23 protein-coding genes and 1 pseudogene are annotated in these 26,470 nt (G+C 46.2%); 4 read left to right on the forward strand and 20 right to left on the reverse strand.

The window, feature by feature from the left end; genetic code table 11:
• Window position 1: 1 nt before the first annotated feature.
• The 9 genes and pseudogenes from CCZ37_RS13635 to CCZ37_RS13675 form a co-directional block, all read right to left on the reverse strand.
• Window positions 2-1,555 carry a cryptochrome/photolyase family protein gene (locus CCZ37_RS13635; RefSeq protein ID WP_094500920.1) on the reverse strand — a complete coding sequence of 518 codons (1,554 nt, stop codon included), beginning with the start codon at window positions 1,553-1,555 and terminating at the stop codon, window positions 2-4.
• A 154-nt stretch (window positions 1,556-1,709) separates the two neighbouring features.
• Window positions 1,710-2,084 carry a rhodanese-like domain-containing protein gene (locus CCZ37_RS13640; protein WP_094500922.1) on the reverse strand — a complete coding sequence of 125 codons (375 nt, stop codon included), beginning with the start codon at window positions 2,082-2,084 and terminating at the stop codon, window positions 1,710-1,712.
• Window positions 2,085-2,134: 50 nt separating this feature from the next.
• Window positions 2,135-2,284: pseudogene (locus CCZ37_RS19695) on the reverse strand (ABC transporter permease); the annotation flags it as partial.
• An 89-nt stretch (window positions 2,285-2,373) separates the two neighbouring features.
• Entirely contained in the window at window positions 2,374-3,033 is a 660-nt protein-coding gene (locus tag CCZ37_RS13650; protein WP_094500924.1) for an HAD family hydrolase, read from the reverse strand.
• A gap of 4 nt (window positions 3,034-3,037) precedes the next feature.
• Window positions 3,038-4,087: an ABC transporter ATP-binding protein gene (locus CCZ37_RS13655; RefSeq protein ID WP_094500926.1), complete on the reverse strand. Its 1,050-nt coding sequence runs from the start codon at window positions 4,085-4,087 to the stop codon at window positions 3,038-3,040.
• Window positions 4,084-4,887 carry an ABC transporter permease gene (locus CCZ37_RS13660; protein ID WP_010318639.1) on the reverse strand — a complete coding sequence of 268 codons (804 nt, stop codon included), beginning with the start codon at window positions 4,885-4,887 and terminating at the stop codon, window positions 4,084-4,086. The genes CCZ37_RS13655 and CCZ37_RS13660 overlap by 4 nt, the downstream gene beginning before the upstream one ends.
• Window positions 4,874-5,773: an ABC transporter permease gene (locus CCZ37_RS13665; RefSeq protein ID WP_094502084.1), complete on the reverse strand. Its 900-nt coding sequence runs from the start codon at window positions 5,771-5,773 to the stop codon at window positions 4,874-4,876. Before CCZ37_RS13665 ends, CCZ37_RS13660 begins: the two co-directional genes overlap by 14 nt.
• Window positions 5,773-6,576, reverse strand: a complete 804-nt coding sequence (locus tag CCZ37_RS13670; RefSeq protein ID WP_094500928.1) for an alkaline phosphatase family protein — start codon at window positions 6,574-6,576, stop codon at window positions 5,773-5,775. The genes CCZ37_RS13665 and CCZ37_RS13670 overlap by 1 nt, the downstream gene beginning before the upstream one ends.
• 9 nt (window positions 6,577-6,585) lie before the next feature.
• Window positions 6,586-7,647, reverse strand: a complete 1,062-nt coding sequence (locus CCZ37_RS13675; RefSeq protein ID WP_094500930.1) for an ABC transporter substrate-binding protein — start codon at window positions 7,645-7,647, stop codon at window positions 6,586-6,588.
• Window positions 7,648-7,859: 212 nt separating this feature from the next.
• Here CCZ37_RS13675 and CCZ37_RS13680 point away from each other — a divergent pair, with 212 nt between their 5' ends.
• From CCZ37_RS13680 to CCZ37_RS13690, 3 genes are all read left to right on the forward strand, one after another.
• Window positions 7,860-8,612 (forward strand): UTRA domain-containing protein, encoded by a 753-nt coding sequence (locus CCZ37_RS13680; protein ID WP_094500932.1) that lies wholly within the window; start codon window positions 7,860-7,862, stop codon window positions 8,610-8,612.
• A gap of 45 nt (window positions 8,613-8,657) precedes the next feature.
• On the forward strand, window positions 8,658-9,884 hold the full coding sequence (locus CCZ37_RS13685) for a DEAD/DEAH box helicase (protein ID WP_094500934.1): 1,227 nt from the start codon (window positions 8,658-8,660) through the stop codon (window positions 9,882-9,884).
• 266 nt (window positions 9,885-10,150) lie between these two features.
• Window positions 10,151-10,501, forward strand: a complete 351-nt coding sequence (locus CCZ37_RS13690) for a DUF3316 domain-containing protein (protein ID WP_010318645.1) — start codon at window positions 10,151-10,153, stop codon at window positions 10,499-10,501.
• A 186-nt stretch (window positions 10,502-10,687) separates the two neighbouring features.
• Here the strand turns inward: CCZ37_RS13690 and CCZ37_RS13695 are convergent, their stop codons facing one another.
• Window positions 10,688-11,344: an HAD family hydrolase gene (locus CCZ37_RS13695; RefSeq protein ID WP_094500936.1), complete on the reverse strand. Its 657-nt coding sequence runs from the start codon at window positions 11,342-11,344 to the stop codon at window positions 10,688-10,690.
• 220 nt (window positions 11,345-11,564) lie between these two features.
• Here CCZ37_RS13695 and CCZ37_RS13700 point away from each other — a divergent pair, with 220 nt between their 5' ends.
• A complete protein-coding gene (locus CCZ37_RS13700) occupies window positions 11,565-13,301 on the forward strand; it encodes a SulP family inorganic anion transporter (protein WP_050946483.1) in 1,737 nt (578 codons plus the stop codon).
• 251 nt (window positions 13,302-13,552) lie between these two features.
• Here CCZ37_RS13700 and CCZ37_RS13705 read toward each other — a convergent pair whose 3' ends face one another.
• The 10 genes from CCZ37_RS13705 to CCZ37_RS13750 form a co-directional block, all read right to left on the reverse strand.
• On the reverse strand, window positions 13,553-14,434 hold the full coding sequence (locus CCZ37_RS13705; protein WP_094500938.1) for a YjjW family glycine radical enzyme activase: 882 nt from the start codon (window positions 14,432-14,434) through the stop codon (window positions 13,553-13,555).
• A gap of 15 nt (window positions 14,435-14,449) precedes the next feature.
• Window positions 14,450-16,036, reverse strand: a complete 1,587-nt coding sequence (locus CCZ37_RS13710; protein WP_094500940.1) for a YjjI family glycine radical enzyme — start codon at window positions 16,034-16,036, stop codon at window positions 14,450-14,452.
• A 145-nt stretch (window positions 16,037-16,181) separates the two neighbouring features.
• Window positions 16,182-16,796, reverse strand: a complete 615-nt coding sequence (locus CCZ37_RS13715; protein ID WP_010319179.1) for a glutathione S-transferase family protein — start codon at window positions 16,794-16,796, stop codon at window positions 16,182-16,184.
• A gap of 13 nt (window positions 16,797-16,809) precedes the next feature.
• Window positions 16,810-17,841 carry an NADP-dependent oxidoreductase gene (locus CCZ37_RS13720; RefSeq protein WP_047687590.1) on the reverse strand — a complete coding sequence of 344 codons (1,032 nt, stop codon included), beginning with the start codon at window positions 17,839-17,841 and terminating at the stop codon, window positions 16,810-16,812.
• 83 nt (window positions 17,842-17,924) lie between these two features.
• Window positions 17,925-18,521 (reverse strand): TetR/AcrR family transcriptional regulator, encoded by a 597-nt coding sequence (locus CCZ37_RS13725; RefSeq protein ID WP_038169460.1) that lies wholly within the window; start codon window positions 18,519-18,521, stop codon window positions 17,925-17,927.
• A gap of 154 nt (window positions 18,522-18,675) precedes the next feature.
• Window positions 18,676-20,973, reverse strand: coding sequence for a glycoside hydrolase (locus CCZ37_RS13730; protein ID WP_094500942.1), 2,298 nt, complete (start codon window positions 20,971-20,973; stop codon window positions 18,676-18,678).
• Between the two features lie 75 nt (window positions 20,974-21,048).
• Window positions 21,049-21,876 (reverse strand): DUF2861 family protein, encoded by an 828-nt coding sequence (locus tag CCZ37_RS13735; RefSeq protein ID WP_094500944.1) that lies wholly within the window; start codon window positions 21,874-21,876, stop codon window positions 21,049-21,051.
• On the reverse strand, window positions 21,869-22,522 hold the full coding sequence (locus tag CCZ37_RS13740) for a response regulator transcription factor (protein WP_017044992.1): 654 nt from the start codon (window positions 22,520-22,522) through the stop codon (window positions 21,869-21,871). The genes CCZ37_RS13735 and CCZ37_RS13740 overlap by 8 nt, the downstream gene beginning before the upstream one ends.
• The gene (locus CCZ37_RS13745) at window positions 22,519-23,952 is read right to left on the reverse strand and encodes an ATP-binding protein (RefSeq protein ID WP_094500946.1); all 1,434 of its coding nucleotides are present in this window, start codon (window positions 23,950-23,952) and stop codon (window positions 22,519-22,521) included. The genes CCZ37_RS13740 and CCZ37_RS13745 overlap by 4 nt, the downstream gene beginning before the upstream one ends.
• Before the next feature lie 93 nt (window positions 23,953-24,045).
• Window positions 24,046-25,743, reverse strand: coding sequence for an RluA family pseudouridine synthase (locus CCZ37_RS13750; RefSeq protein WP_094500948.1), 1,698 nt, complete (start codon window positions 25,741-25,743; stop codon window positions 24,046-24,048).
• Window positions 25,744-26,470 lie beyond the last annotated feature (727 nt).

Raw genomic sequence — 26,470 nt, forward strand, 5'->3', positions numbered from 1 at the left:
ACTACAGCTCTTCAATATGGTGTAGATAGTATTGAGCTTGATCTAAGATTGCTTGTTGAGTGGCGTTTTCAGTGTTATCCCAATTTTTATAAATCATGCCTATCCTTGGATTTTTGGCTAACCGTTCACGATGAGTGAGCATGAACTGCCAATATAAACTATTAAATGGACATGAATTTAGACCACTACGGCTCTTTACTTGGTAGTGACAATCTTTGCAGTAATCACTCATTTTATTGATGTAAGAGCCGCTTGCGGCATAAGGCTTGGTGGCAACAATTCCCCCATCAGCAAACAGAGCCATACCTCGGGTATTGGGCATTTCTACCCATTGCAATGCATCAATGTAAATACCTAAGTACCAGCCGTCCACCTCATCCGGCTTGCAACCGGATAGGAGTGCAAAATTACCCGTGATCATCAAACGTTGGATATGGTGTGCGTAGGAAAACTCCAATGATTGAGTTACGGCTTGTTTAACACAATGCATACGAGTATCCCCTGTCCAATAATAGTGAGGAAGAGGTCGTTGAGCGTCAAGGGCATTGTGCTTGGCGTATTGGGGCATGTTCGCCCAATAAATGCCTCGAATGTACTCACGCCAGCCCAAAATTTGCCTAATGAATCCTTCGATTTGTGCTAAATCCATCGTATTGTCATTCTCAAATCGCATCAGTGCACTTTGAATGACTTCTGCAGGCGATAGTAGTTTGCAGTTGAGTGCAAAAGAGAGCCGGCTATGGTAAAGGCTCCAACGATGTGGGCTCTTTGCCGTCATTGCATCTTGAAAGCGACCAAACAGCGGCAAGCCGTACTGACAAAAGTGGGCCAGTAATGACAGCGCTTGTGAGCGGTTAATCGGCCATAACAATGAAGGAGTATACAGGCCGAAAACGTGAATATTATGATGCTGTAAACGGTTATAAACTGCACTGACATCGTTTTGAAAGCTAAGTGGTTTGGGTAGGTTTTCTATGTCTTGCACGCTGAGCTTATTGCGATTTTGGTGATCAAAATTCCAACGCCCACCCAAAGGCGTTTGATGATCATCTTGCAGAAGAATACCGAATCGCTTACGCATTTTGCGATAAAACGGCTCCATAATAGTGGTTTTATTGGTGTTAAAATGCTGAGTGATCTCGTCAAAAGGCAATAAAAAGTGTTCAGTATCAAAACAAGTCACTTGTGCATGAGAGAGGTTTAACTCCTGCAACTGTTGCCAAACTCGGTATTCATCAGGTCGCTGATAGTGAAAGTATTCTGCGTTGATCTGATGACACAGATCACTAATCAATGGTGGTAGCTGAAAATAATCGGCAGTTTCATCAAGGGTCAAGTAGAGAACCTGGTGTCCCTCACTTTGCAATAATTCGGCAAAAGCTTCCATCGCGGCAAAAAAGGCGCAGATTTTTTGAATGTGATGTTTTACATAACCTGTTTCTTGTTTAAGTTCAGCTACCACGTACAGTATGGAATCATCCGTTTTGTTAAACCAAGAGTGCTTGATATTGAGCTGATCGCCTAGGATCAAGCGTAAGGTTTTGTACGTTTGCATGCTGTATACCGTTAAGATTGGTTATCGAACATCTTCTACGTTCCAATCAAAAAATCGATCATTGCTGCCGAATAACAAGCGCTGTCTTTCTGTTGCGCTTTGAGAGCCAATTAAGAACAAACAGAGCGATAACGTGAATGTGAGTAGGCTAACATCAATTGAGCGGCTTTATTGTCGAAGGATGAATGAGCATTTCCTCTAAACCGCCGCCGTTATGTACTTGAGTGAACCCTTGCTCGAGTAAATAGGCCATAGCTTGGCCTGAACGATTGCCGCTGCGGCAGTAAACCACAATCGGTTGTTGTTTATCGATGTGAGAAAAAGCACGGCTAACAGTATCAAGTGGGTAGTTTAACGCACCTTCAATATGGCCAGCTGCGAATTCTGCTGCGGTTCGAACATCGACTAAAAGCGCGCCATTTTCAATCCATTGCCATGCTATCGTTGAGCGCTCCGATGCCAATGCATCGGAGGTATTTGAGATCAGGCCTACGCACAATAACGCTTTGGTCATCAGTGACTTTACCATGTTAGTTTCCTTCTTTTGGCTTAAAAATGAGCCTTCAAATGTGAATGGCGTTAGTCAAGGGATTTCTTAAATCTCAAAGACGCGACGATAATCCCACCAACGGTAAAGCTCAACATCCATAACGCATTTCGCCATAGATCCATGAGGTTAGCACCGTGCAACACAATCCCGCGGATCATGCGCATAAAGTGGGTCGTGGGCGAGAGAGTCTGTTAACTTATTGTCTTCATACTAGAAGTTTACCGCCAGCGCCTCAAGCGGCAAAATTAATCAAAAGTAGAGGATGTGATTAGCCCCACTTTAATATCGGCCATTGTTGGGGCTGAGCGTAGTGGATGAGGCGCGTGCATGGGTTGACCAAATAGGTGAAATCGGCATGTAGACACAAAGGTAAATCATTGATCGAGTCAGTGAAAAAATGCACTTGACCCACGTATTGTGGGCGCTCAGCTAGCCATTCATGTAAGCGAGTGACTTTTCCTTCTCGATAACTGGGCGTTCCCAAAATATGCGTGGTGTAATGGTTGTTTTCTATAACCATATCGATACCCATCGCCTCTGCAACGCCGATTTTACGGGCGACAGCTTTAACCAAAAAACTGACCGACGCCGAAATAATGAGCATTTGGATACGCTCGTCCGTTAACTGTTTAATGAGTGCTTTGGCTTGAGGAAATAGCCTAGGTACGATGCGTGTAGCGACACAATCGTCTGCCAAGCGCTGGACTTGCTCTGTGGGCAGGGTGAGCAACGGTTGCATCGCAAAATCGAGGTAATCTTCCATGTCCATTTCACCGCTGGCATAGCGTGACATGATCAGCCTATCTTGCGCGACAAAATCCGGGTCGCTCGCTATGCCCTTATCGGCCAAATATTCGCTCCAAATCATTGCGCAGTCGCCGTCAATCAATGTGTCGTCCATATCAAAAACGTATAGAGGTGTTGGCATCTATTTAGGCTCTCACAGGTTGTATTTCGTTAAGGTTAAACAGTAATTCTAGCTGACTGCCAGTGGCAAATAATCGCTCTGACGAACGATTGAGTAAATCGACCGTGAGCTCGCAGCCTCGCACATCCACATGGTAGCGAATCACGTTACCCAGTAATTGGTGATGCTTGATGGTGCCATGTTGCGGCGCAGAAACATGGGCACCATAGCTCCGCCCAGCTTCCTTGACGTAGATGGATTCGGGACGAATAGCCACTTTCCAAGCCGTGTCTATATTAAACAACTGCTTGGCGGTGGCCGCCTCTACTAAATTGTAATGGCCCATAAAACCGGCCACAAACTCATTGGCTGGCTGAGTATAAATGCTTTCTGGGGAGCCTTGCTGAACGATTTCACCTTGGTGCATTAAAAAAATACGATCAGAGAGAATCATCGCCTCTTCTTGATCATGGGTTACAAATACGGTGGTGAGATTGAGCTCTTTTTGAATATCACGGATCTGCTGGCGCAAGTGTTTGCGAATTTTGGCATCCAGTGCTGAAAGGGGCTCATCAAGTAGCAAAATACGCGGTTTGACCACTAAGGCGCGAGCTAAAGCGACGCGTTGGCGCTGCCCACCCGAGAGCTGGTTGGGATAGTGTTTTTCTTTCCCTATCAGCGAAACCAGTTCGACCACTTTTTGCACTTCACGCTTGATGTAAGCCCTGTCTTGCCCTTGCATTTTGAGGCCAAAGGCGATGTTTTCAGCCACCGTCATATTCGGAAACAGAGCGTAGGATTGAAACACCATGCCAATGCCACGTTGCTGTGGTGTTTGGTTAGTGATGTTTTCACCGTTGACCCAAATTTCGCCGTCATCGACGGGATTTAAGCCAGCCAAACTGCGCAATAAGGTCGATTTTCCGCAGCCGCTCGGGCCAAGTAGCGTGACAAATTCCCCTTGCTCAATGGAAAATTCAATCCCTTCAAAAACGGTATTGTTGCCAAAACGTTTGGTGAGGTTGGCGACGTGGACGTAATCAGAGCGAGAGGTTGTGTGGGTCGTGGCATTCATTGAGTGGATCCTCGGCTAAAACGACTGGCGAGCCAAGTCAGTAAAAAGATAAATAGGAAGTAAGTCATCACTAACGCGGAGGTGAAGTGACCACTAGTCTGACGCATGTTGTAGAGATAAATCTGCAAGGTTTCATAGCGCGTGCCGACCAAAATGTTCGCAAATACAAACTCGCCAAGTAGAAAAGAGAAGGATAGAAACAGCGAAGCCATCAACCCTTTTCTAATGTTTGGCAGTACGATCAGTAAAAAAGCACGGCTGGTGCTTGCGCCGAGCAGGTGCGCGGCATCCATGAGATCGTGTAGATGGATCGCCTCAAAACTGTTGGCAATTGCACGGTACATAAACGGCAGCGCAATGGTGAAATAAGTGCCAATCAAAATCCAAGGTGTACCCACAATTGGAAATTGGCTATCGGCGTACAGTTGCAGTAATCCAACTGAAGAGACCACAGGCGGCACTGCAAAAGGGATTAAAATCAGCAGGTTCATCACTTTATCGAGACGAGGGAAATAGTAAAACACCACGAAGATCGCCGGAATAATCAAAACTGCGCTGAGTGTCAGAGAAGCGATGCCAATCAGCAATGAGCGGCCAAATGCATCGAGAAAGCGAGGGTCGGTCAGCAGTTTGAGATACCAGTCAAAGGTGAAGCCATCGGGTAAAATCGTTGCGCCCCAGCGTGAAGAAAAGGAATAAACCAAGGTGGCTAAAATGGGCAGCAACATCACTCCCACGATGGAATAGACCACACTTTTATGAAAGGTGATTTTATCAAGGGTAGGATTAGCGTTTTGCATGGGTGTTCCTTGCGCTATAGCTTTTCGCAATTAGCCACTGATTGATCACAGTAATGAAGGCTAAAATTAGCATCAATACCACGGAAATGGCGGCGGCCAAATTGGGCTCTAAGAACAGATCTCCCGCCACTAAACTGGCAATGCGTACCGTAATGACGTTGTAGTTGCCGGATGTGAGTGCGTAGACGCTGGCATACGCGCCCATCGCATTGGCGATCAGGATAATCAAGGTGCCGAGTAGGGCTGGTGAAAGCACGGGCAAGGCGATTTTCTGCCAATATTGCCATCCGTTGGCGCCCAGAGTAGACGCCGCCGCTTGCCAGTCATCACTGAGCGCATCAAATGCAGGATAGAGCAGCAGCACGCCAAGAGGGATCTGAAAGTAGATATACATCGCCAGCAGCCCCCATTTGCCATACAGGTTGAACTCTTCAATCAAACCGTATTGCTTTAGCAGCAAAGTCAGTGCGCCGTTGACCCCAAGAATAATAATGAAAGCGAATGCCAAAGGGACGCCAGCAAAATTACTGCTCATATTGGTAAAGGCGATCACACCATCGCGCAGCTTGCCATCGACTCGGCGTAAGGAGGCGACCAACATTGCCGCAATCGTAAGGCCCGCGACGCTGGACCATATGGCGAGCCACAAACTGTTGCCCAACCCTTGCAAAATAAAGGATGAGCTGAAGATTTCGCGATAATGGTCTAGTGACCATTGATCGTCAGAGATAAAGCTGTTGAACAGAACCCACAGCATGGGGGCGAGCTGAAATAAGTAGAAAAACAGCGCAAAAGGAGCAAGCCATAACGCAGGTTTGAGTTTGCGTGCCCAGTGTGTTGATTGGCTCAGCACGGCGCTAGGCTTGCTAATAACTTGGCTACTGATCATGCTAAGCACTCCGCAGAAAAGGGCTTATTGTGATCAAGATTAAGCAGTTGGCAGCACAGGCCGCAGAGCTCAGTTTGTTTGATCTCACAAGCTTGGTGCGAAAATTGATCGCCCAATACAAACAGCGGAACGTTGCGCTCTTCGGTTAATATTCCGCCGTGTGACTTGTCATTGTTCATACCGTGATCGCTGGTCACCATCACTTGGTAGCCATCGTTTAGCCAGCTTTCTAAAAAGTGAGATAACAGCGCATCGGCCATGCGTGCACTATTACGATACTGTCCTGAATCAAGACCAAACTTATGCCCAGCATTATCGATATTCATTGGATGGATCAATAAAAAATCAGGCTGATGAGTTCGCCTTAAGTGTTCGGCGTCTAAAAACAGTGCTTCATCGGGATAGTGATCCCAGTGATAAAAACAGCCATGCTGAATATTGAGTGTTTTATCACAGGTAAAACGATCGCGCGTTGCATCAAAAGGCGCGCGGTTATAGAGCTCGCTGACCCAATGATACGCCGCTGCGGCTGTTGTCAGCCCTTGCTCTTTTGCCAAACTGAAGATGGATTGATGATGTGAAAGGCGCACAATGTGGTTATGAACAATACCGCTTTCGACAGGCTTTACGCCAGTGAGTAGACATTCATACAAAGGACGCGATAACGAAGGCAATTCACATTGTAGAGAGTATAAGGTTGCTCTTTGCTGCTCAATTAAGCCGTTTAAGTAGCCCATGCAATCACGGGCTACGGAATAATTGAGTCCATCAAGAACAACAAGGATCACCTTATTGTTCATGGTTACCTCTTACTGCTGGTGGATAATGACATTTTCTTGCCATTGACGTGGCAATTGGCGAGCTGATTTTTCCCAAGCATTAAAGTCGCTAATTGGGCTCACGTTCTGGTATTGATCGTTAGCAATCAATTTGCTTTGTACCGCAGCAGGCAGTGCAACGTTGCTGCGGATCGGGCGAGCATAGCCTTGTGCAAGGTTGATCTGGCCTTGATCGCTAAAGATGTATTCACGTGCTAGCTTGGCCGCGTTTGGGTTTTTGGCGTATTTATTGATGATGGTGGTGTAGCCGGAAATCACAGAACCATCTTGCGGAATGTTAACGCTAAAGCGGTTACGGTCAATTTGGTCACGGTAACTTAGGGCGTTGAAATCCCACAATACGGCCACTTCAACTTCACCTTTTTCGAGGTTAGCGATACTTGGGTCTGTAAATGATAAGCGACCTTGCTTGGCGAGTTTGGCAAAAAATTCGATTGCCGGATCGAGGTTCTTTTCACTGCCACCATGAGCAAAAGCAGCGGCTAGTACGGCATTATTTGCTTGCGCGGCAACACCGACATTACCAATACTGATTTTGTAATCGCCTTTGAGCAAATCGTTCCACGTTTTTGGCGCATTCTTGACTAGATTATTGTTCGAGATAAATGAAATGGTGCCCGTATAAGCCAGAGCCCAGTGGCCATCTTTATCTTTGGCCCAGTCTGGGATCTCATTCCAAGTGCTCGGTTTGTACGCTTGAGTTACGCCTTTTTTCACCGCCACGCGAGCAAATGCAAAGCCAACATCACCGATATCGGCGGTCGCATTTTTCTTTTCGGCTTCAAACTTGGCAATTTCTTGCGCTGAGCTCATATCCGTATCTTGGTGTTTTAGGCCATAAATCTTACCTAAATCGCTCCACGTGTCTTGCCAGTTAGCCCAACTGCCGGGCATACCAACACTGTACACTTGGCCTTCTTGTTTCGCTGCGTTGATCAAAGATTGTAAATCAGCCTCTTTAGCAAAAGCCGAAGTTGAAAGAGTCAGCGCAAGTGCTGTGGCAGTCGTTGCGCGGGTAAATAAGGTTTTCATTGTCGCTATCCTTCTGGACTAGGTCAGTAAGTTCGATTTTTATCCTAGGGAAGAACTGTGACGTTTTCGGTGTAGTTATTTGACATTTTTGATGATTTTCTATTGCACTTTTATTTCAAATTCAATCAATTAGTCTGTCATAAATCTGTTATCTGCCTTAAGTAGTCTAAAAGACGTTTATTCACTCTGTATACTATTGGACTAGGTCACACATGAGATTTCGCAGCCCTTTGCCAGTGGCAAATGCTCCTTTAGAAAAGACCCAACTTGGCAATATTAAAAACACCCTTCGTGAGCAAATTTGTAGTGGAATGCTTGATGACAGGCAAAAACTGCCGTCTGAACGTGAATTGAGTGAATTGTTTAATACAACCCGCATTACAATTAAAGACGCTTTGGTTTCACTGGAAACGGAAGGGTTGATTTACCGAGAAGAGCGGCGTGGCTGGTTTGTCTCTCCGGCGCGAATTCATTATAACCCGCTATCGCGTTGCCACTTCCACCAGATGATCCGCGAGCAGCACCGAATCGCTGAAACTAAGCTAGTTGCGGTACGCAGCGTGATGGCTTCTCGTGAGTATGCAAGAGCGATGGATATTGACCGAATTACGCCCATTCATATTATTGAACGGTTGCGTTCGATTGACGGGCGAGCGGTACTGTTTGTCGAAAACTGCCTGATTGCGCAGTGGTTTCCAAAGATATTAGAGGAAAATTTAACCGCTTCGTTAACGCATCTCTATCAGCAAAAATACGGTTACATCACTACGCGTTCTCGTTTTGAGGTGATTCCTACGGCTGCGCCTCTTCATGTGGCAAAAGCGCTTAACTTGGCTGCTGGCCAATCTGTAATGAAAATTTGTCGAGTTAATTACAAACAAGATGGCGAGATCATGGATTGCGAATTTGAGTACTGGCGGCCAGATTCAGTACTGATCCGTATCGACAGTTGTGATGGAGAATGAATAGCTTTAGACTCGGCGCAACCTTTTTCACCCTGCTAGTCGTTTATGAATTTTTCTAAGCTTAACTTAAGCGTCCCTTTGATGGCTGCGCTGCCTGCGTCGCGACACACGGCGACCAAAATCCAACAATTGGCTATTCCAGCCGTACTTTCTGGGCAAGATGTGCTTGCCTTCGCGCAGACGGGCAGTGGTAAAACGTTAGCTTATGGCTTGCCTTTACTGCAACAAATTGAAATTAATACTCTTGAAATTCAATTGGTTGTTATTGTTCCTACCCGTGAATTAGCACAACAAGTCAGCCAAGAGCTGAGTGCTGTGGCAAGCAAAATGGGCATTAGCTTATGCACTTTATGCGGGGGAGTGGCCCAAGAAGAGCAGCTTGCGCAGTTGGCCAAATTACCGCATTTAATCGTCGCGACACCGGGCCGCTTGCTTGATTTACTCATACAGCAACTGATCTCATTGGAGTCGATGCACTGTGTGGTGTTAGATGAAGCTGACCGACTGTTAGAGATGGGGTTTTGGCCGGATGTACAACGCCTGCTCAGTTTTATGCCCCAAACCAAACAAACGTTGCTGTTTTCCGCCACACTCGCCGCCGATCTCGAACAGATGGCATTGGCCGTGTTAAGTAACCCGGTAAAGATAGAGGCGAATCAAGCCAATCAAGTGGTGGAAGAAATTGAAGAGCAGCTCTACCTCGTGAATAAGGGCAGTAAAGCACAAGCATTAATTGCTCTGATTAAGCAGCGGGCTGGGCAGCAAGTATTAGTGTTCATTAGCGCTCGTGATAGTGCTGACGCGGTCGCGAAAAAATTACTCAAAGCGGGTATTCGTGCGGCGGCTTTGCATGGTGAAAAAGATCAAGTCATTCGCGAGCAAACGTTAGCCGATTTCAAAGCGAATCAAGTGGATGTACTGGTGGCCACCGATTTACTGGCGCGTGGTATTCACATTGACGCGCTGCCAGTGGTGATCAATTTTGATTTACCGCCTAGTGCGCCAGTTTATATTCACCGCGTTGGCCGCACAGCGCGTGCTGGTCAAGGTGGTGTGGCGATTTCGCTGGTCTGCCATGGTGAAAGCCAAGCGCTGGAGGCTATCCGCAGCTTAACGCAGCGCGCTTTACCGCTGCAGGCATTGAGCGATTTTCCAGTGACAGACCAACCGACCAGCGGTGAACCGAAGCGCAAACCGCGCGATAAGCAAGCTAACCGCCGCAGTGCTCAAAAACGCAGCGTGAAGCAGTTTCAACAGAAAACAAGCCATTAAGCAAAAAAATGGGGGTAAGTGGCCTTGCGATTGTCGTTAATGGCTTTCGTAATACACTAGAACAGCACTGTGGTGAAGCTAATCGTATCAAGAAAAGGCTGCGTAAGTCAGTTTATGTCAAGAAACCTCATCATACGTTTTCGAAGGCTTTACCCTGCTTGACGGATTCTTTACAAAACCATTGATAGTATGGGTACCTCTCAGTAAGACAACATAGATTAATTTTAGAAATTAACTACAGCTTTCGAAATCAAAAAGGAAAAACCATGAAAAATATTATCCTTGGAATTACAGCTCTTTCTCTCAGCGCTGGTGCGTTTGCAGCTATCGATACTAATCACAAAGAGCGCTCGCTAAATGTGGGTGTCTACACTAGCCAAGAGCAAGCTTACACCGCAGGATTTGATAAAATCGAGCAGCTACAGGTGCTGCCCGCTAACAAATTAGCAAATGAATTGTCGGTTTGGGAAGGCAGTGTTTTACCTAGAAGTTTAAAGATTAATGATACTGAAGTTATGGTTCAATCTTTTGCCAAGAAACCCGGTGTTGTTGAATACCGCTCGATTGTTAAGGTTGACTATCAATACCAGACAACGGAAAAAAGAAGCCGTGATTAATACCATGACGTGATCAGATGGCAATGGAGTGCCATTATTTTTCATCTATAAAATAACTCACTTATATACCAATCGTAGTTATAAGCCATAACCATACTCTCATTGCCGAACGAAATAGCAGGGTTCGTTCACACCTATCACGTTACTTTATCAGTCACCTCCAATCAGTGAGGATATAAAAACCGATCAATTACTGTTTTTCAGGGCTGTTAAAACGTGATGTAGCGAGGGGACCACTTGGTGTCCAAGCGCCAAAACCTCTTCACTGGGTTCGACGAGATCAGGAATTTGGTAGGTGATCATATTCGCACTCACGGCGGATCGCACGCCGTTATTAGAATCTTCAAAGGCTAGACATTGGCTCGGTTCAGCGCCAAGACGTTGCGCAGCGAGTAGATAAATCTCAGGATCGGGCTTGCCATGTGTCACTTCACAACCGGTTGTGAATGAATCAAAGTATTGATCAAGGCCTGAAAGATGCAGCTTAATTTGTGCCACGTCTTTTTGGGTTGATGTTGCGACAGCAGTAGGAATACGATTAGTTTTTAACCATTGTAATAATTCGATAACCCCTTCTTTCACTGGGATCGCTTGATGTTTCACCACGGCATCGTAACGTTTACGCCACTCCGTATGCAATACCGGATAGTCCAATTCTGGCCCGTAGCCTGCGCGCAGTGCTTGTTCAATGCCTGCCGCATTGCAACCAATAGCCGAGAGATAAACCTCTTTTAAAAATGGGACGCCAACCGCGTCGCAAGCTTGTTCGAATATCGTAAGACAGACACGTTCGGTGTCGAGTAACAGTCCATCCATATCAAAAATGGCAGCTTGAAATTTCATAAGTACAACTTTAGGCGAGTGAAATGGAGTGGGTTATTTTCACATAAGTCGACCTATGGAGGCGATCTTTTTCCTGCACTTTTTCTTTTTCTCATACTTCAATAAAATCAGCCAATTATAAGCGCTAGTTTATTAGCAATGAGTTATGCTTAGATAAAGCGTGTCGTGACAATGTAGTAAGGAGGGAAGCGACTTGAATAGTGCATTTGTACAGCAGTGGATGCCGGGTTTACACCAACTTAAAGGCTACGAAACTCGCTGGTTAATGGATGATATGCGTGCGGCACTCTCTGTGGTGGCGGTTGCACTACCCGTCGCGATTGCGTACGCGCAGCTTACCGGAGTCAGCGCGATTGTCGGTTTATATTCTTGTGTATTACCCATGTTGGTGTACGCAATTTTTGGCACGTCTAGGCAGTTGATATTAGGGCCAGACGCGGCAACTTGCGCGGTGATTGCGGCAGTGGTTACCCCACTGGCGATGGGCGATCCTCTCAAACACTGGCAGTTGGTCATGACAATGACGGCGATGACGGGGATGTGGTGCTTGCTGGCGAGTCGTTTTAAACTCGGTATTTTGGCTGATTTTCTCTCTCGCCCTATTTTACTTGGGCTATTAAACGGCGTTGCTTTAACCATCATTGTGGGCCAATTTGCCAAGGTATTTGGCTTGAAATATGAGCAACGATATCTACTTGAACGTATCATAGAAGCGCCATCTCTACTGATTGACCTACACTGGCAAACCTTATTTATTAGTATGCTGACAACAATCGTTTATTTTCTGTGTAAGCGTGTCAGACCCAATTGGCCAGCAGCAATGTTGGCTATTATTGTAGCCGCTTGTTGGGTGTGGTTTGTGGGGGCTGAGAATCTTGGTATTAAAGTGGTTGGTATTATTCAAGGTGGATTACCTGTCTTTCAAACGCCTCAATTTGATTTAGGAGTGAGTCGTGAATTAGTCATGCCTGCTCTGAACTTAGCGATGGTGAGCTTTGTTAGTATGATGCTTACTGCGCGCAGTTTTGCAGCAAAAAATGGCTACGATATTGATGCCGATAAAGAGTTTCGTGCGCTTGGATTCGCCAATATTGCCTCTGCATTTTCACAAGGCTTTGCCATCAGTGGAGCGGATTCACGCACAGCGGTGAATGACGCTAATGGTGGAAAATCGCAATTAGTTTCGATTATTGCAGCGATTGTGATCGGCTTTGTCGCGATAGTGGCATATCAGCCACTGCAATACATTCCGATTGCTGCATTAGGGGTGGTGTTGATTATCGCGTCTATCTCGTTGTTGGATCTGAAAGGGATTTGGAGTTTACACAAGCGTGATAAAGACGCCTTTTATTTGGCAAGCTTAACCTTCATCGCCGTATTGGTTATTGGCGTTATCCCCGGCATCACTCTTGCGGTATTACTGGGTCTGTTTCAGTTCTTACGCACCGTGATGCGGCCAAGTGATCAAACATTAGGTCTGGATGATAAAGGAACGATTCGCACGATTGATACGTCAGCGAAGGCGAAACCAATACCGGGTTTGGTGATTTATCGTTTCAACTCTCCGCTGACTTATTTCAATGCGCCTTACTTTAAACGTCGAATTTTATTTCACACTGAATCGGCGGGCTTAAGTGTAGGGTGCGTAATTATTGATGCAGTGTCGAGTTTTACTCATTTAGACTTAAGCGTCATGGCGATGTTATCGGACGTGCAAAGCATTCTGAAAAAACGTGGTATTCGCTTAGTGTTGGCGGGGCGTAAGCGTAGCCTGAAAAAATGGTGCAAAATTGCCGGGATTTCAACTGGGGATGGTGGCATTGTCATCCGTGCAGACATGTATTTAGCCATTAAGCTGAGTGGATGTTACCAACACGCTGTAGAAGAAGGACAAGTTCCGCCAGTACAAAAAGAGCCGCAAAAGGATATTGAAGGTGAAATTGCGGCTACTATTTAAAATGAGGTTAGCTCTCGTTAATAATATTGATTCTCGTTAATAAAAGATAAAGAGCTCTTGAGTATCGAAAAGATGTAAGAAATCCCATTCAATCATGATGCTTTCCTTTTTACGTGATGAGAGCGAGTGTTCGGCCTTTTGTTAAACGGTTGGTGCCTGTTTGGATAAGCATAGGTGAGCGTTATGCATTAGGCAAAATGGTAAGGGTTATTAATCTAATAGGTAGCCTATGGGTATGGTGGTTTTCGACGCTAGGCGTAGAGTGTCGGCAGGTAAATAGTTCGCTGTACTTGAGCGGCCAGTTTTTGATGAAATTGCAGCATTGCACCTTCACTGCATGGCTGCCAAGTTAAGGCCTTGCCGACCACACCGTGATGTTGGAAGGCGCTTAGCCGAATGTTGACGTTCGCAGGCAACTGGTTAATCAGATGCGCTACTTCGGTAATTTCAGTCTCTAAATCACTTTTGTCCGGTATATGCAGCAATCGCACTTCGTGCAGTCTATTCAGTGTAGCGAGGTGGAAAATAGTGCGTATCACTCTATGGTTACTGCGTCCGGTTAGCCACCGATGCGTCTCCTCTTGCCAAGCTTTTAAATCGATCATCGCGCCATCCAAATAGGGCGAGATTTTGTCCCATCCCGATTCTGATAGTGAGCCATTACTATCAATAAAACAGCTGAGATGTTTCAATTCTTCATCGTGTTTGATGGCTTTGAAAAGAGCGATGATAAACGGAAGTTGTAGGGTTGCTTCCCCCCCTGAAATGGTAATACCGGCTAAGAAATAATGATTTCGGCGGATAAGTTCCACAAGTTGTTCAACACTGTAGTGATGAATTTTGGGGTTTGATTGGTGTATGCAGTGCTCAATGCAGCGATCGCAGTGAGTGCATTTCTCCGCTAGCCATTCGACTTGCTGGTCAGCATTGAGGCGCAGTGCTTGCGATGGGCAGGTTGGCACACAATCACCGCAATGGTGACAGTGACGAATCGTATGTGGGTTATGGCAAGACAAGCAATTGAAGTTACAACCTTGCATAAAAATGACCAGTCGGTTGCCCGGGCCATCAACGCAGGAGAAAGTCAGCACTCGGCTGACTTTTGCTCGGAGCGGCTGTTTTCCACTTACCATTAGTTTAGCTGACCATTAGTTTAGCTGACAGAGTTTGGCTGACAGAGTTTGGCTGACAGAGTTTGGCTGATAAGCCGGTTGCATTTCATGGCTAACCACGCGTGCTTTTCGCTTGAGCACGGCCGTGTTTTTGGCCGCTTCTGCCCCAAGAAACGTGGTGTTGGTGCGTGATCCGCGCTGCTCAAATTGCACTATTTCAGACAATTTCACCATGTAACCCGTAATGCGAACTAAATCGTTCGAAGCCACGTTGGCAGTAAATTCGCGATAGCCAGAGTGGAGGGCTCCTTTACATAGGTTGAACATCGCCTCTGGGTTGGCCTTTATGGTTTCATCCAGAGTTAAAATATCGCTGATACCAGAGGTGTAATATTGATGATGTCCAGCCGTTGCTTGTACATATTCAATCGGGTTGGGTTCGGTGCCATAAGGGATGCGCACGCCCGGAGTGACATCAAGATCAAGGCTAATACCACCTTGCGCGTGCAGCAAAGCACGGTCGTTGAAGCCATATTTGACTGGTGAGTTTTGTACAATGTTGGCCAGCTTGGCGGAAATGGCGATGCCTAATTGGTTGGCGATATCATCATGACCATAACGAGCGTTACTCTGCTCCTTTTCCAGTAATAGATTAACGGCTTCAGCCATGCCATAAATGCCAAACATCGGTGCGAAACGAGATTCTTCAATCAAACCTTCTTGAGTCAGAAAGCCTTCAAAAAAATGAGATTGTTGGTGCAGATGAGCAGCTCGAACATCCATCAGCTCAATCATATATTGGCTGTAAGTGGGTAGAATCTGATCTAAAAATGTTTGGCGGTCACTGGCTTTTTCCGCGGCCTCTTTTAAATTCATTCTGACTAAAGTATTGCAGCCTCCCGCTAAAGGAAGTGAGTTGTAGCAACTGACAATACCAAAACCTTGCTCGCCATAGGCGGTAGCATGAATCGGATAGTTGGCGATGTGCGGTTTACTGCATTGACAGATATTATCGGTCGCTTGGCGCAGTAAATCGTCAGGAGTGATGGAAGGGTCATACATGAAGGTAAGGTTGGGAGCGATCTGTTTCAGTTCAGCATCGACACGTAAAATAGTCCGACAAATAATATTGTCGCTCGGGCCGATGTTGGCGTGCATGAAAGCATCGGGCAGAGTGCGATCAAGCATGATCCAAAACAGCTTCAATTTTTGATAAATCGCCACTTCGCTCAGTTCGCCCACATAGGGTAATAACACGCTATCCAATTGCCCCAAATAGACAGGAATAGAGGTCACTGAAGGCACGTGATGGTACAAAATGGTCAGCATATTGAGTGCTTCATCAAAATTACTGGCAGGCGAAAGCTCTAAATACTCACTGCCTTGTGCTAAAAATTTGGCGTAGTCAGGCAACACGTAACGTGGTTTAAAAGGGGCATGGCCTTCAAACATATCGCAGATAATGTCTTGTTCCATTGCACGAGCTAACTCAGGAGAGAGTTTCAGATAGGGCAAGCTTGCTTCGGCCTCTAGCGCAAGGAAGTGTGACTTTTGTTTAGGCGAGAGGTGTGCGTCAGTGACGATGGCTTGAAAGCGTTGTTGTGTATCGAGTGAATGGCTCATGAATTAAACCCTTATATTATTGTGGTTTAATCCTAATGTGCTTGGTTACTTTTCACTATTGATAATACATCAAGTAGTCATTTCCATAATGGAAATAAAAACGCCACTTCGTTATCGTCGAAGTGGCGTCATCAGGAACCTAAGGTTAGGCGTATTGCGCTTCGATTTGGTTCGATTTTAGATAAGCAGGGTGAGTGGCGAGCTGCTCTAAGTAACGTTCAATATTCGGGAAGTGAGTAATCGCTCCGTTGGTCAGCAATATTTCAGCAATGAATGACATCATGAAATCAGCGCCAGTGAGTTGGTCGGCCACTAAGTAGCGTTTACCCGCTAAACACTGGTCAAAATAACTCATCACTTTGGCCGTTTCGCTTTCTGCATAGCCACCAAGGAAATTGGTTTGACAGCCATCTTTGGCAACAAACATTTTTAATAGCAGCGGCAATATGGCAGAGCTTTCTGCAAAGTGGAGCCATTGCTGGTATTGCACATATTCCACGCTGCCACGCTGAGGCGCAAAGTGTTGGCCGTATTTTTCTATCAGGTAATCGGTAATGGCGCCAGATTCAGCAATCACCAAACCATTGTCTTCAATCACAGGTGACTTACCTAACGGATGCACGCTTTTTAGTTCGGGCGGTGCCAGAAAGGTCACACTATCACGTTGATATGGAACTACTTGATACTCAACCCCTAGCTCTTCAAGTAACCAGATAATGCGCTTAGAGCGTGATTTATTTAGATGGTGAAGTTTGATCATTATGCGGTCCTTATTAAAGTGGTTGGTTGATTTGGATAACCAGTTTGCCAAAGTTTTTGCCTTCCAATAGACCAATAAAGGCTTGTGGTGCGTTTTCTAAACCGTCAATCAGTTGCTCGCGGTATTTCACTTTCCCTTCGCTTAGCCATTGAGTCATGTCAGTAGCAAATTCGTTATAGCGATGGCCGTAGTCATCAAAAATAATGAAACCTTGCATGCGGATTCGTTTGGTAAGCAAGGTGCCCATCAGCATAGAGAGACGATCAGGTCCTTCAGGCAGCGACGTTGCATTGTATTGAGAAATCAAGCCACACAGCGGAACTCGCGCTGCTGTGTTAAGCAGAGGTAAAACCGCATCAAAGACTTTGCCACCGACATTTTCGTAGTAAACGTCAATCCCTTGAGCACATGTTTTAGCCAATTGCTCTGCAAAATCGTCAGCTTTGTGATCAATACATTCATCAAAACCTAATACTTCTTTAGCGTAACGACATTTTTCTTCACCGCCAGCAATGCCCACCACATGGCAGCCTTTGATTTTAGCAATTTGACCAACCGTTGCCCCTACTGGGCCAGTAGCTGCGGCGACTACCACCGTTTCACCTTGCTTCGGCTGGCCGATGTCTAGCAAACCCATATAAGCGGTAAAACCGGGCATTCCCATGATGCCTAGTGCGTATGAGGGTGAGGTTGGATTTTTACCGAGTTTGAGTAAACCTTCGCCGTTAGAAATAGCGTAATCCTGCCATCCGGTATAAGCGAGTACCCACTCACCTTGCTCAAATTTTGGGTGGTTTGATACTTCCACTTGACACACGGTCCCGCCTACCATGACATCATCAATTGCGACAGGATCGGCGTACGATTTAGCATCACTCATGCGGCCGCGCATGTAGGGGTCAAGTGAAAGATAAACACTACGCAGCAGTACTTCACCAGCGGCCGGTGTTGGTTTAGGCGCATGTTCTAAGCGAAAGTTAGCAGGCGTTGGTGCACCGACAGGGCGTGAAGCGAGTACAATGCGGCGGTTAGTTTGTTCAGTCATTGGAGAGTCCTTTATTATTTTAAATTAGACCAGTCGTCTAGTATGGATTTCAAAAAAACCGCTATCGAAATAGCGGGTGAATCTTAACTAGGGCACTGGCCTTGCAAAATGTGTTCGGTGCTCGTAAGCGCTTGTGCAAGCCCTTGGTTATCTTGACGCAGTTTACTGAGCAAACTTGCGCCGAGCCAAAGGTTATAAAGCAATTCTGCGGTTTGCTGGCTGTGTTGTACGTGAATGGAGCCGTCGTCGATCCCTTGCTGGATACATTTTCCGACCGCCTCAATAATGCTATCTGCACCTTTAAGTAAAGCAATACGCATCGCATCAGACAAGTCTGAAACTTCAGCGCTTAATTTCACCACCAAGCAGCGCTGTGCGTTACATAAACCATTGCTCTGCTCATACCAACATTGCCAATAATGCATCAAGTGTTGGTAGGCGTTTCCTTCTTCTTGGTTAAAAAGGGCATTAATCCGCACTAAATAGTGCTGAAAATAGTCCGTAATCAGTGCCTCGCCAAATTGCTCTTTTGACTTAAAGTAGTGATAGAAAGAGCCTTTGGGCACATCAGCGGTTTTTAATAATTCAGACAAGCCTACGCTGGTGAAGCCTTTGGTTACGACAAGTTGGTAACCGACCTCAAGGATGTGTTGGCGAGTATCATGGGTTTTTGTATTCATGGACGGCACTATAATTGAAATTAGACCAGTCGTCTAGTTTTATTTGCCCATATTGTCTTTGTGCTACTGGCTATGGTTGCTGAATGATAGAAATGGACACTTCCTCCTTGAAGTGTCGCACTATTATTTATCTTTTAATGAGTGAGCGATGAGACTATTTTTCTGTCTTTAGCGTATCCGATGGCCAAATGATGTTTTGCCCATTGCTGAGTTCAGCTTGAATAGTCAAGGCTGGAACTATTTCCTTATCCTCTTTTTTATATGGCTGCGTAGAGAAATTGGCGGTAATTTTACTGCCATCACCAAAGGTTGTTTGTTGTACCATCCCTTGTTCATCAAGCCATTTAAAATCGACTAAAGGTTGGTTCCACACTACTTCATGGATTGGTGTAAACCCTTGTTGATAGCGGCGTAATGCGTTGACTCGAGCGCTGTTAGGCGTCGCTTCATCACGGCTAAGGTGAATCATCGCTGGGGTGTTATACAGCATGGCGATTAAATCTCGCTCCGCTTGCACATTGGAAAACTTCACGCTGTCGCTGTGCCAGTGGTGACTGCTGATCACCTCATCATGGAACACGGCCTGATAGAGAGGAATACGGTATTGCGGTGCAAATAACAGTGTTTTGTACGGCTCTTTGACTTGTGCGGGTTTGAAGAAAAAATCGGGTTTATTGTCTGGAAACCATGCCCCAAGAAAATAAGGCGATTGACGGTTAGTTTTCATATCCGGATCTGTCCAGCCAAATCCTACCGTTTCTAAACCATGAGCAAAGGCGAGCCCTTGTGCCGTCAGGCTGTTACCATCTTCAGAGCCGAGAACCACATTCTGTTCATTGGCTATCCAGCGCATGCGTTGATTGAATGCCTCCAGCATCGCGCTTTCTTTCATTCCTTGGCCCTCTTGGTATGAGTAATCTTCACGGGCCATTCCGGTCCCATCCACATCAAGAAACAGGCTGTTAAAGCGGCCATATTTTAAAATCGCCTCAATGCGTTGCTGCGCAAATCCTAATTGGCAGGCAGGGTTAAGGTAAAAGCCGTTGCCACGAAATCCTTTCTGTTGTTTACCGTCGGCGTTTTCTATCGCACATTGCTCACGCATCGAATCCGGTAGCTGCGCGGTAAGCCAACCATCGTTGATGCCTTTTTCAATGGCGGTGTTGTAGGAGTCGTACACCCCAACTAAGTAGCCAGCTTGTTTTGCTTGGTCAACCACTTGTGGCTGGTAAAAGGCGGGCATCCAATTATCCAAACCTAACCATAAGTGTTGCAAACCAGCTGAGCTGAGTGCGTCAATCATGGATGTCGATAGCCCTTGTCCCCAAGTGCTGGCATCACGTAGAAACGGTAGTTTCTGCTCTGCGAGCCATGCTTTTCGTGCCTGAGCGGCTTGGTATTGGCTGGCGATTCCAGCCTCGTTATTTGAGGGCGACTCTTTGATCCAAGAGTTCAGCCCATTATTCACCTCTTCAATCAGCAAACGTTTATGATAGCGGCTTAAGAAATCTTTGCCCTTGATGAGCGGCTTAAGCTCTTTGAGTGCTTCGTTTGACGCTGTCCACTGCGGCTGCTCAAAATACCAAGCTTTCAATGCCCAGAAGTCGCTAACATCTTGCTCAGAGAGTAAGTCTCTACCAAACAGATAGACATGGCTTGCGCCGATAAGCTCTTTTATGGCCGGATTTTGCTGCGCTTTCTGTTCGAGCGTTTGCGATAGTCCATTCTCTTTTCGCCACTGACGATAACGTTTTGCGCCATCTAACGGCGAGTTGCCAATAGAGATTTCCACCTCAAAAGGCTCATCTTTGTTGAGTACAGTAAAAGCGTGCGTGGCTTGCATGTCTAACTTGTTTTGCTTGGCATTAAAATTGAGTTTGTTGTTGGTGGCGGTATTGAGTTGGTAGCTCACGTACTGCTCATCGCTTGCTTCCACACTCCAAAATGGCATTTTGAGATCTTGGGTGGTATTGCTGGCAGAATGCTCGCTTGTCAGATAGTTAACCCACTGTGGATTATCGGTTGGAACCCGCATCCCTTCACTAAAAGGAAGAATGAGCGTTTTGCTTTGCTGCTCCGGCAGTTCAAACCACTGCACGGTTAACGGTTTAGCACGAGAGATCTTACTCTCAGCGCTCGCGGTAATCGACAGCTTCAATGTTTGTTGTAAATTGGCCTCAACCTTTAACTGGCTAGGAACAAGCAGCCAAGAGGCGTGATGTTGATTATCTTGTTGCAGTTGGCTGACTTGCTGTGGCTGGCCGTTAACGGTTAGCTGGCCTTGGTTAATGGTTAGCTGGGCATTTTTCTGCCAATCAATAGCAAAATTTTGTGGCTCTATTTGCACGGTTTGGTTTTGATTATGCAGTGTAATTGACGCCGGTTGTGATTGGCTAGCCAACGCCAAAAGTGGTGTACAAGTGATCAATAAAGAACAAAGTGGTTTATACATGGTTTGTCATTTCCAGTGTGTCTCGGTATGCTGATTACATAAGAAATCGACAAATCAATTGTCACCCTGATGTCTTCATTGAGCCTGCTTTGGCAGAGTCAAACGTTGTACATATTCCACTTTGATTGTTCCTTGATACTCGATAGTTTTGATCAGAGTACTGAGCCATTTAGCCGAGCTGGGGGATGAGCTTGGTTTGTCCAATAATTGCTGAGTATTACTTATTGCCACCATATCTTGCTGCTTGATTAACTGAAATTGGTCGTCAAACCATTGCCAAGCAAGGCTTGTTGGGGGGCAATTTGTCAATGCAGTGGGGGACTCAAGCGCTAGTGGGTAGCCACCGTTGGGAGAGGCGGATTGCAACCATGTGGAGCCAAAAGGCATGGTAAGAACTAACCAATAGTGCTGTTTGTCGAGTGTCAGTCGATAAACGCCATCTTGGGGAGCAAAGAGCAGCTCTGGGCTTTCTAATTCTATATAAGGGGCTGATGACGTTACTTGGCTCTGTGAGATGATCAAGCTATTGTCAGGGCCAAGAAGTTCAACCAGGCTAGGCAGCTTCGCTCCCTCCATTGATAATTTGAACTGGTAACCTTGCTGCATCACGTTGGTTTTTTTTTGTATCGAGACGTTGATCAGCGCCGTATTTGGTACCACATCGCTTAAGAACTGTTGGCCACATTGGGTTTGTTCAATAATGGTATTTTTGACGCTTGCCCAGTGTGGCGTGGCAATGGTTTGGTTATTGAGTGCGAGGACCAACTCTTGCCAGGCAAGCTGTGGCTGATGGTTCGCTAAAGCGCGATAGGTTGATTGCAGTGGTGTGGCCATAAACCAATCATCACTCACGGCGTGGCTTGGACTAACGACGAACAGTGCAAACAGCCAAAGGTTACGCATTGGACACCTCGACTAAACGGTACCCAACGCCACGAACGGTTTCGATATTGAGTGAGGGTAACTGCTGCCTCAGCTGTAAAACATGGTTATCGACGGTCCGAGTTGAGGGAAAGGCTTGGTAGCCCCACACTTTATTGAGTAGTTCATCACGGTGAAAAACACGTCCTTGGTTTTGAACCAGCAGCAGTAATAGCTGAAACTGTTTCGGTTTTAGCGTCATCAACTGCTCACCTAAGGTAACGCTGCGCTTTGAGAGATCAATGGCAATGTCAGCGTAGGAAAGCAAACTTTCTCCTAATGGTCGCAGTTGCGCTTGAATTCGCGCCAGTAATTCTTGTTGCGAAAATGGCTTGGTGACGTAGTCTTTCGCCCCCGCCATCAGACCTGCTATTTTTTGCTCAACCTCGATTTTGGCCGTCAGGATGATCACTGGCACGGCTTTGGTCATTAGCCATTGAGGCAGATGATCCAAGCTGTCTCCTTGAGCCAGTTGCCTATCTAAAATCACCAAATCGGCGCGAAACCATGCTTTTTTGACTTGTGAGAGCTGCTGTACCCACAAACAATCAAAACCTTGCTGTAGTAAGTAATCATGCAAACCTTGCCCGAGTAGGGGATCATCTTCGACCAATAACAGTGTGTTCATAATGGCAATTCCAATTGGCAGCGAGTGGGGTGGGCTTTACAAGTCAGTTTGCCGCCCATTTTAAGCATCAAATGGCTCACAAGACGGAGTCCAATCCCCATATTGGAAACTGTGCGAGAACGGGAAAATAGCCGTTTTAGACGAGAGGGAAACTCGCCTTCATCGCTGACGCAAAGCCGCAGTTGAGTGTCAGTCACGCTGGCCGTTATTGAGATTGTCCCTTGACCATGCTGCTTGGCATTACGGATCAAGTTATCCAAACAGATCCCAAGCCAGTAATACGGCAGTGTGAGCTCGATATCTTGTGTCAGTTCATAGCTGAGTTCGTGTTTCGCTACGCAGTGATCTAACCAATCTGAGAGATAAGCGGTTTGACATTGAAACGGCTCATTTGGGTCGCTACTCAAAAATCCTTTACTGGTCTGAGCAAGCTGAGCTAAACGTTGGTGATCGGCCAGTAAGCGGCCGAATGTATCTTGGGCCAGCTCTGGCAGAGTATCAAATTGCTGGCGAAACTGCTCAACGGTCAAGCCAAGACTGGTGATAGGGGTGCGTAGTTCATGCGTCAGCAACTGTAAAATAAAGCGTTTTTCTTTGGCTTGTTGGCGGCGTAACCAGAGCGTCCTACTCAGCGTTGCTGCGAGCAACAGCAGTAATATGACTGATAACCACAGTGAAATATTGGGTTTTTCTTGGCTAGAGACACACAGATTACTGTAGCGTAATTGGCAACTTTGAGTAGCCGCTGTGATGGCCGACAATACCAATTGCTGATCGAGCGCGACTTTTTTCCATTGCAATGCGCTCAGTACGCGAATACCGAAATCGCCACTGATCCATAGCCGTTGTTGATGGTCAATATAAGCGCGATAACCGCTGACCAAGGCATCTCGCCCTGCCGTTTCTAAATCGGTAAAAAAGGTGTACAGCGGATGCTGAGGGTCAGAGAGAGTCGTGTAGGGCTGTAGCTCGGCGGTTATGTTATGAGTAGAAAAAGCTAAGTATCGCTCTGCGTAGCTCCCGCCTGCAGGATGCAGAAACGGAGCAGTCTTAAACCAACGGATGGGCAATTCATCGCCTTGGCATAAAGCGAGTTCAAACGACGCTGCTTTTTGCAATTCAGGGCGTGATGCCAAGGTTTTTGATAAACCGGGCGACAGTGCGCACTGTGAGGCTATCGCTTTGAGCTCGGTTATGGTTTGCCATGAATAACGGGAAAAATCAGGATAGGCGCTGGCGCTGAGCAGAAGATCGACAGGGTATGAGTTAATGCTTTGTAATGGCAAGGCTCGCGCAGCCGATAGCGATTCGGCTTGGCGTAGAAAATGCTGCCAACGACCTTGCAGCGTTTGCTCTTGCCCGTGTGCTAGGTTTGATTGTCCTAGCACTGCGGTGAGTGTGATCAAAAGGTACAGCAGCCGTGTTCTCAACGTTAAGCACTTAGAAAAAGGTTCGCATTCACGAAATTATAGCTGTGCTAAGTCAGGATTTGTCACCTCAATGTCACTAAAGCGGAATGTCGATCAAAACTCGGCATCCACCATGAATGTCATCCTTTGCTTGGTATAAGGGTGATCAAAGCTCAGCGACTCAGCATGTAGATGTAAACGCGCTCCTTTCGTGCCATAAAGATCGTCGCCAACGATGGGCAGGTTGAGTCCTTCCACATGAGCGCAATGCACGCGCAATTGGTGGGTTCGTCCTGTTTTGGGGTAGAGGTAGACTTTACTGAATCCATCTCGGCATTCAATTAATTGCCAGTGAGTGTCTGCGGGTTTGCCATGCTCAAAACAGACCAATTGACGCGGCCTGTCATCTAAATCGCCCCGCAGCGGTAAGCGAATGTCACCATGCGATTGCTGTAATTCACCAGCGAGTAAGGCAAGGTAGCGTTTTTCAACGCCGCGAGTAATAAATTGCTTCTGCAGGCTTTTATTGGCTCGGCGGGTGAGAGCAAACACCAATAAACCTGAAGTAGACATATCGAGGCGGTGGATCACAAAAAGCCCTTCATCTGAGCTAAACGTTTGTTGCAGACGAGTGTAAACCGAGTCCTGAATGTTGACTCCGGGAACGGATAGAAACTCGGCAGGTTTGTTGACGACAACAATGGCTTCATCCTGATAGATGATGTCGATCTCTTTGCCTTGCGCTGGGTTATGCAATAGCGGGTTATCATCGAGCTTCAGTCCATCAAGCATGTGAGCCAAAATCGGTTGGCACTTGTTTTGACAAGCAGGATAGAATTTCTTGTGTTGACGAATTTCAGATTTTGGTGACGCTCCCCACCAGAATTCGGCGAGTGAAATCGGTGTCATCTGATGTTGAAACGCGTAGTGCAGCAATTTTGGTGCGGCGCATTCTCCAGATCCTGCTGGTGGAACAGGGTTAGCCGTAAGACGGAAAATCTCCCCCAGAGATTTTTCAGTGCCGTATTGATTGAGAAATCGATAGTGAGAAAAAAGTCGTTGCTGTAACGTATTAGAGAGATTTTTACGCTGCTCTTTTAATGCATCAATCTGTTCTTGAAATGCGTCTATTTGCGCTTGTAGTTCGTTGAGGTTGACGTCCCACTTTCGTTTTAATTGCTTGAGGGACGCTTTTTCAGCCACACTTTGTTTGGCGAGACAATCCAAGGTTTCGCGCAATTGTTGGGCATCATTTGATTGCTCGGCAAGGATGCGTTGCTGTTTACGCTGTTCACGACCTTGAATCATCAGCTGGCGATGCGCTTCTAATTCATCTTGTGCCTGCTGATGGGCGGTGGTCCATTGCCGCTGAAGTAGCGCACGCTGCGGATCGCACTCCAATTGTTCAACCTGCTGATTAATTTGATTGATCGGCACGCTGCCTCCCAAGAAAAAACCATCGTTAGTGAGCATGTCAAATATAGGCGGCACAAAATGCGGCAGCAGGTTTTGCTCAGCTAACTTCCCCGAGAATGCAGACAGGTACCCTAGCTCTCCACTTTGTTTACGCACCACTAACACGCCAAACATTTTCCCGATAGCTTCCGGATGCTGATTTAGCACGCCGTGATTATCGAGCCCAAAATTATGTTGCCAATTCTGCTGGTTCAGCAGGTGTTGTTGCAGCTGACTTGCCGCTAATTCGCTTAGCGGATGCGGCTCGTAACAAAATGGGAAAGTAAAGCGCTCAGGCAGAGAGTAGCCTTCAATAGGTTTTTTAAAGGCAGTAAAACAGGGCGCTGGTGCTGGCATTTTCTCTGGCTCGCAGTGGATGGTGGTGGAGAACGCAGAATTGTACTGGTTTGATCTAGGAATGCCAGTGTGTTGAGCATACGTTTATTAAAAAGAGGCTTTCCTCGTAGCTGTCTTTGTGTATCCAAATTAATCTAGTGTTAGCCAGTGATTTTATAATGATATGCCATACATTTATTTATGAATATTATATATACCCTTCCTACTTGAAGCTGCAGCGGTGTTGGCTACGTTCGTTCACCCCAATCACATAGTTTGCCTATGCCCATGGGGACTCACTCACTTGCCGCCTACCTGCAACTCCAAGTTGTTTGGGTATAGAACGTATAAAAGTTTAAACTGAGCTATCAATATTAATTAACAATGAGTTGTTAACGTAAGGTTATTGTTTTGTGAGTGTATTGTTGGTGAGTTTTGAGCCATAAGTGAGCTTGTTTAAAGGATTATTTTTAAGTAGCTAAGCACTGAATATTAATAATCAAGTAGGCAATATTATGCCTGGGTGGGCAGTTTTCTGCTCGACCGGGCAAGTTATTGCCCGATGTTATATGGGTTTTCATTCTAAAGCAGGAGTGGTTAAAGGAATGATTTTTGCTTACGTGTCTATGGATAAATGATTAGTGATTGAAGGAAATATAATGAGCAATCGGAATGTAGCGGTTAATATCGATATATGTCACGACGGGTTTCCGCAAGAACCTATTATTGCAGGATCAGTAACGGTAAA

Origin of the sequence: Vibrio qinghaiensis (assembly GCF_002257545.1) — a bacterium.
Taxonomy (GTDB): Bacteria; Pseudomonadota; Gammaproteobacteria; order Enterobacterales; family Vibrionaceae; genus Vibrio; species Vibrio ordalii.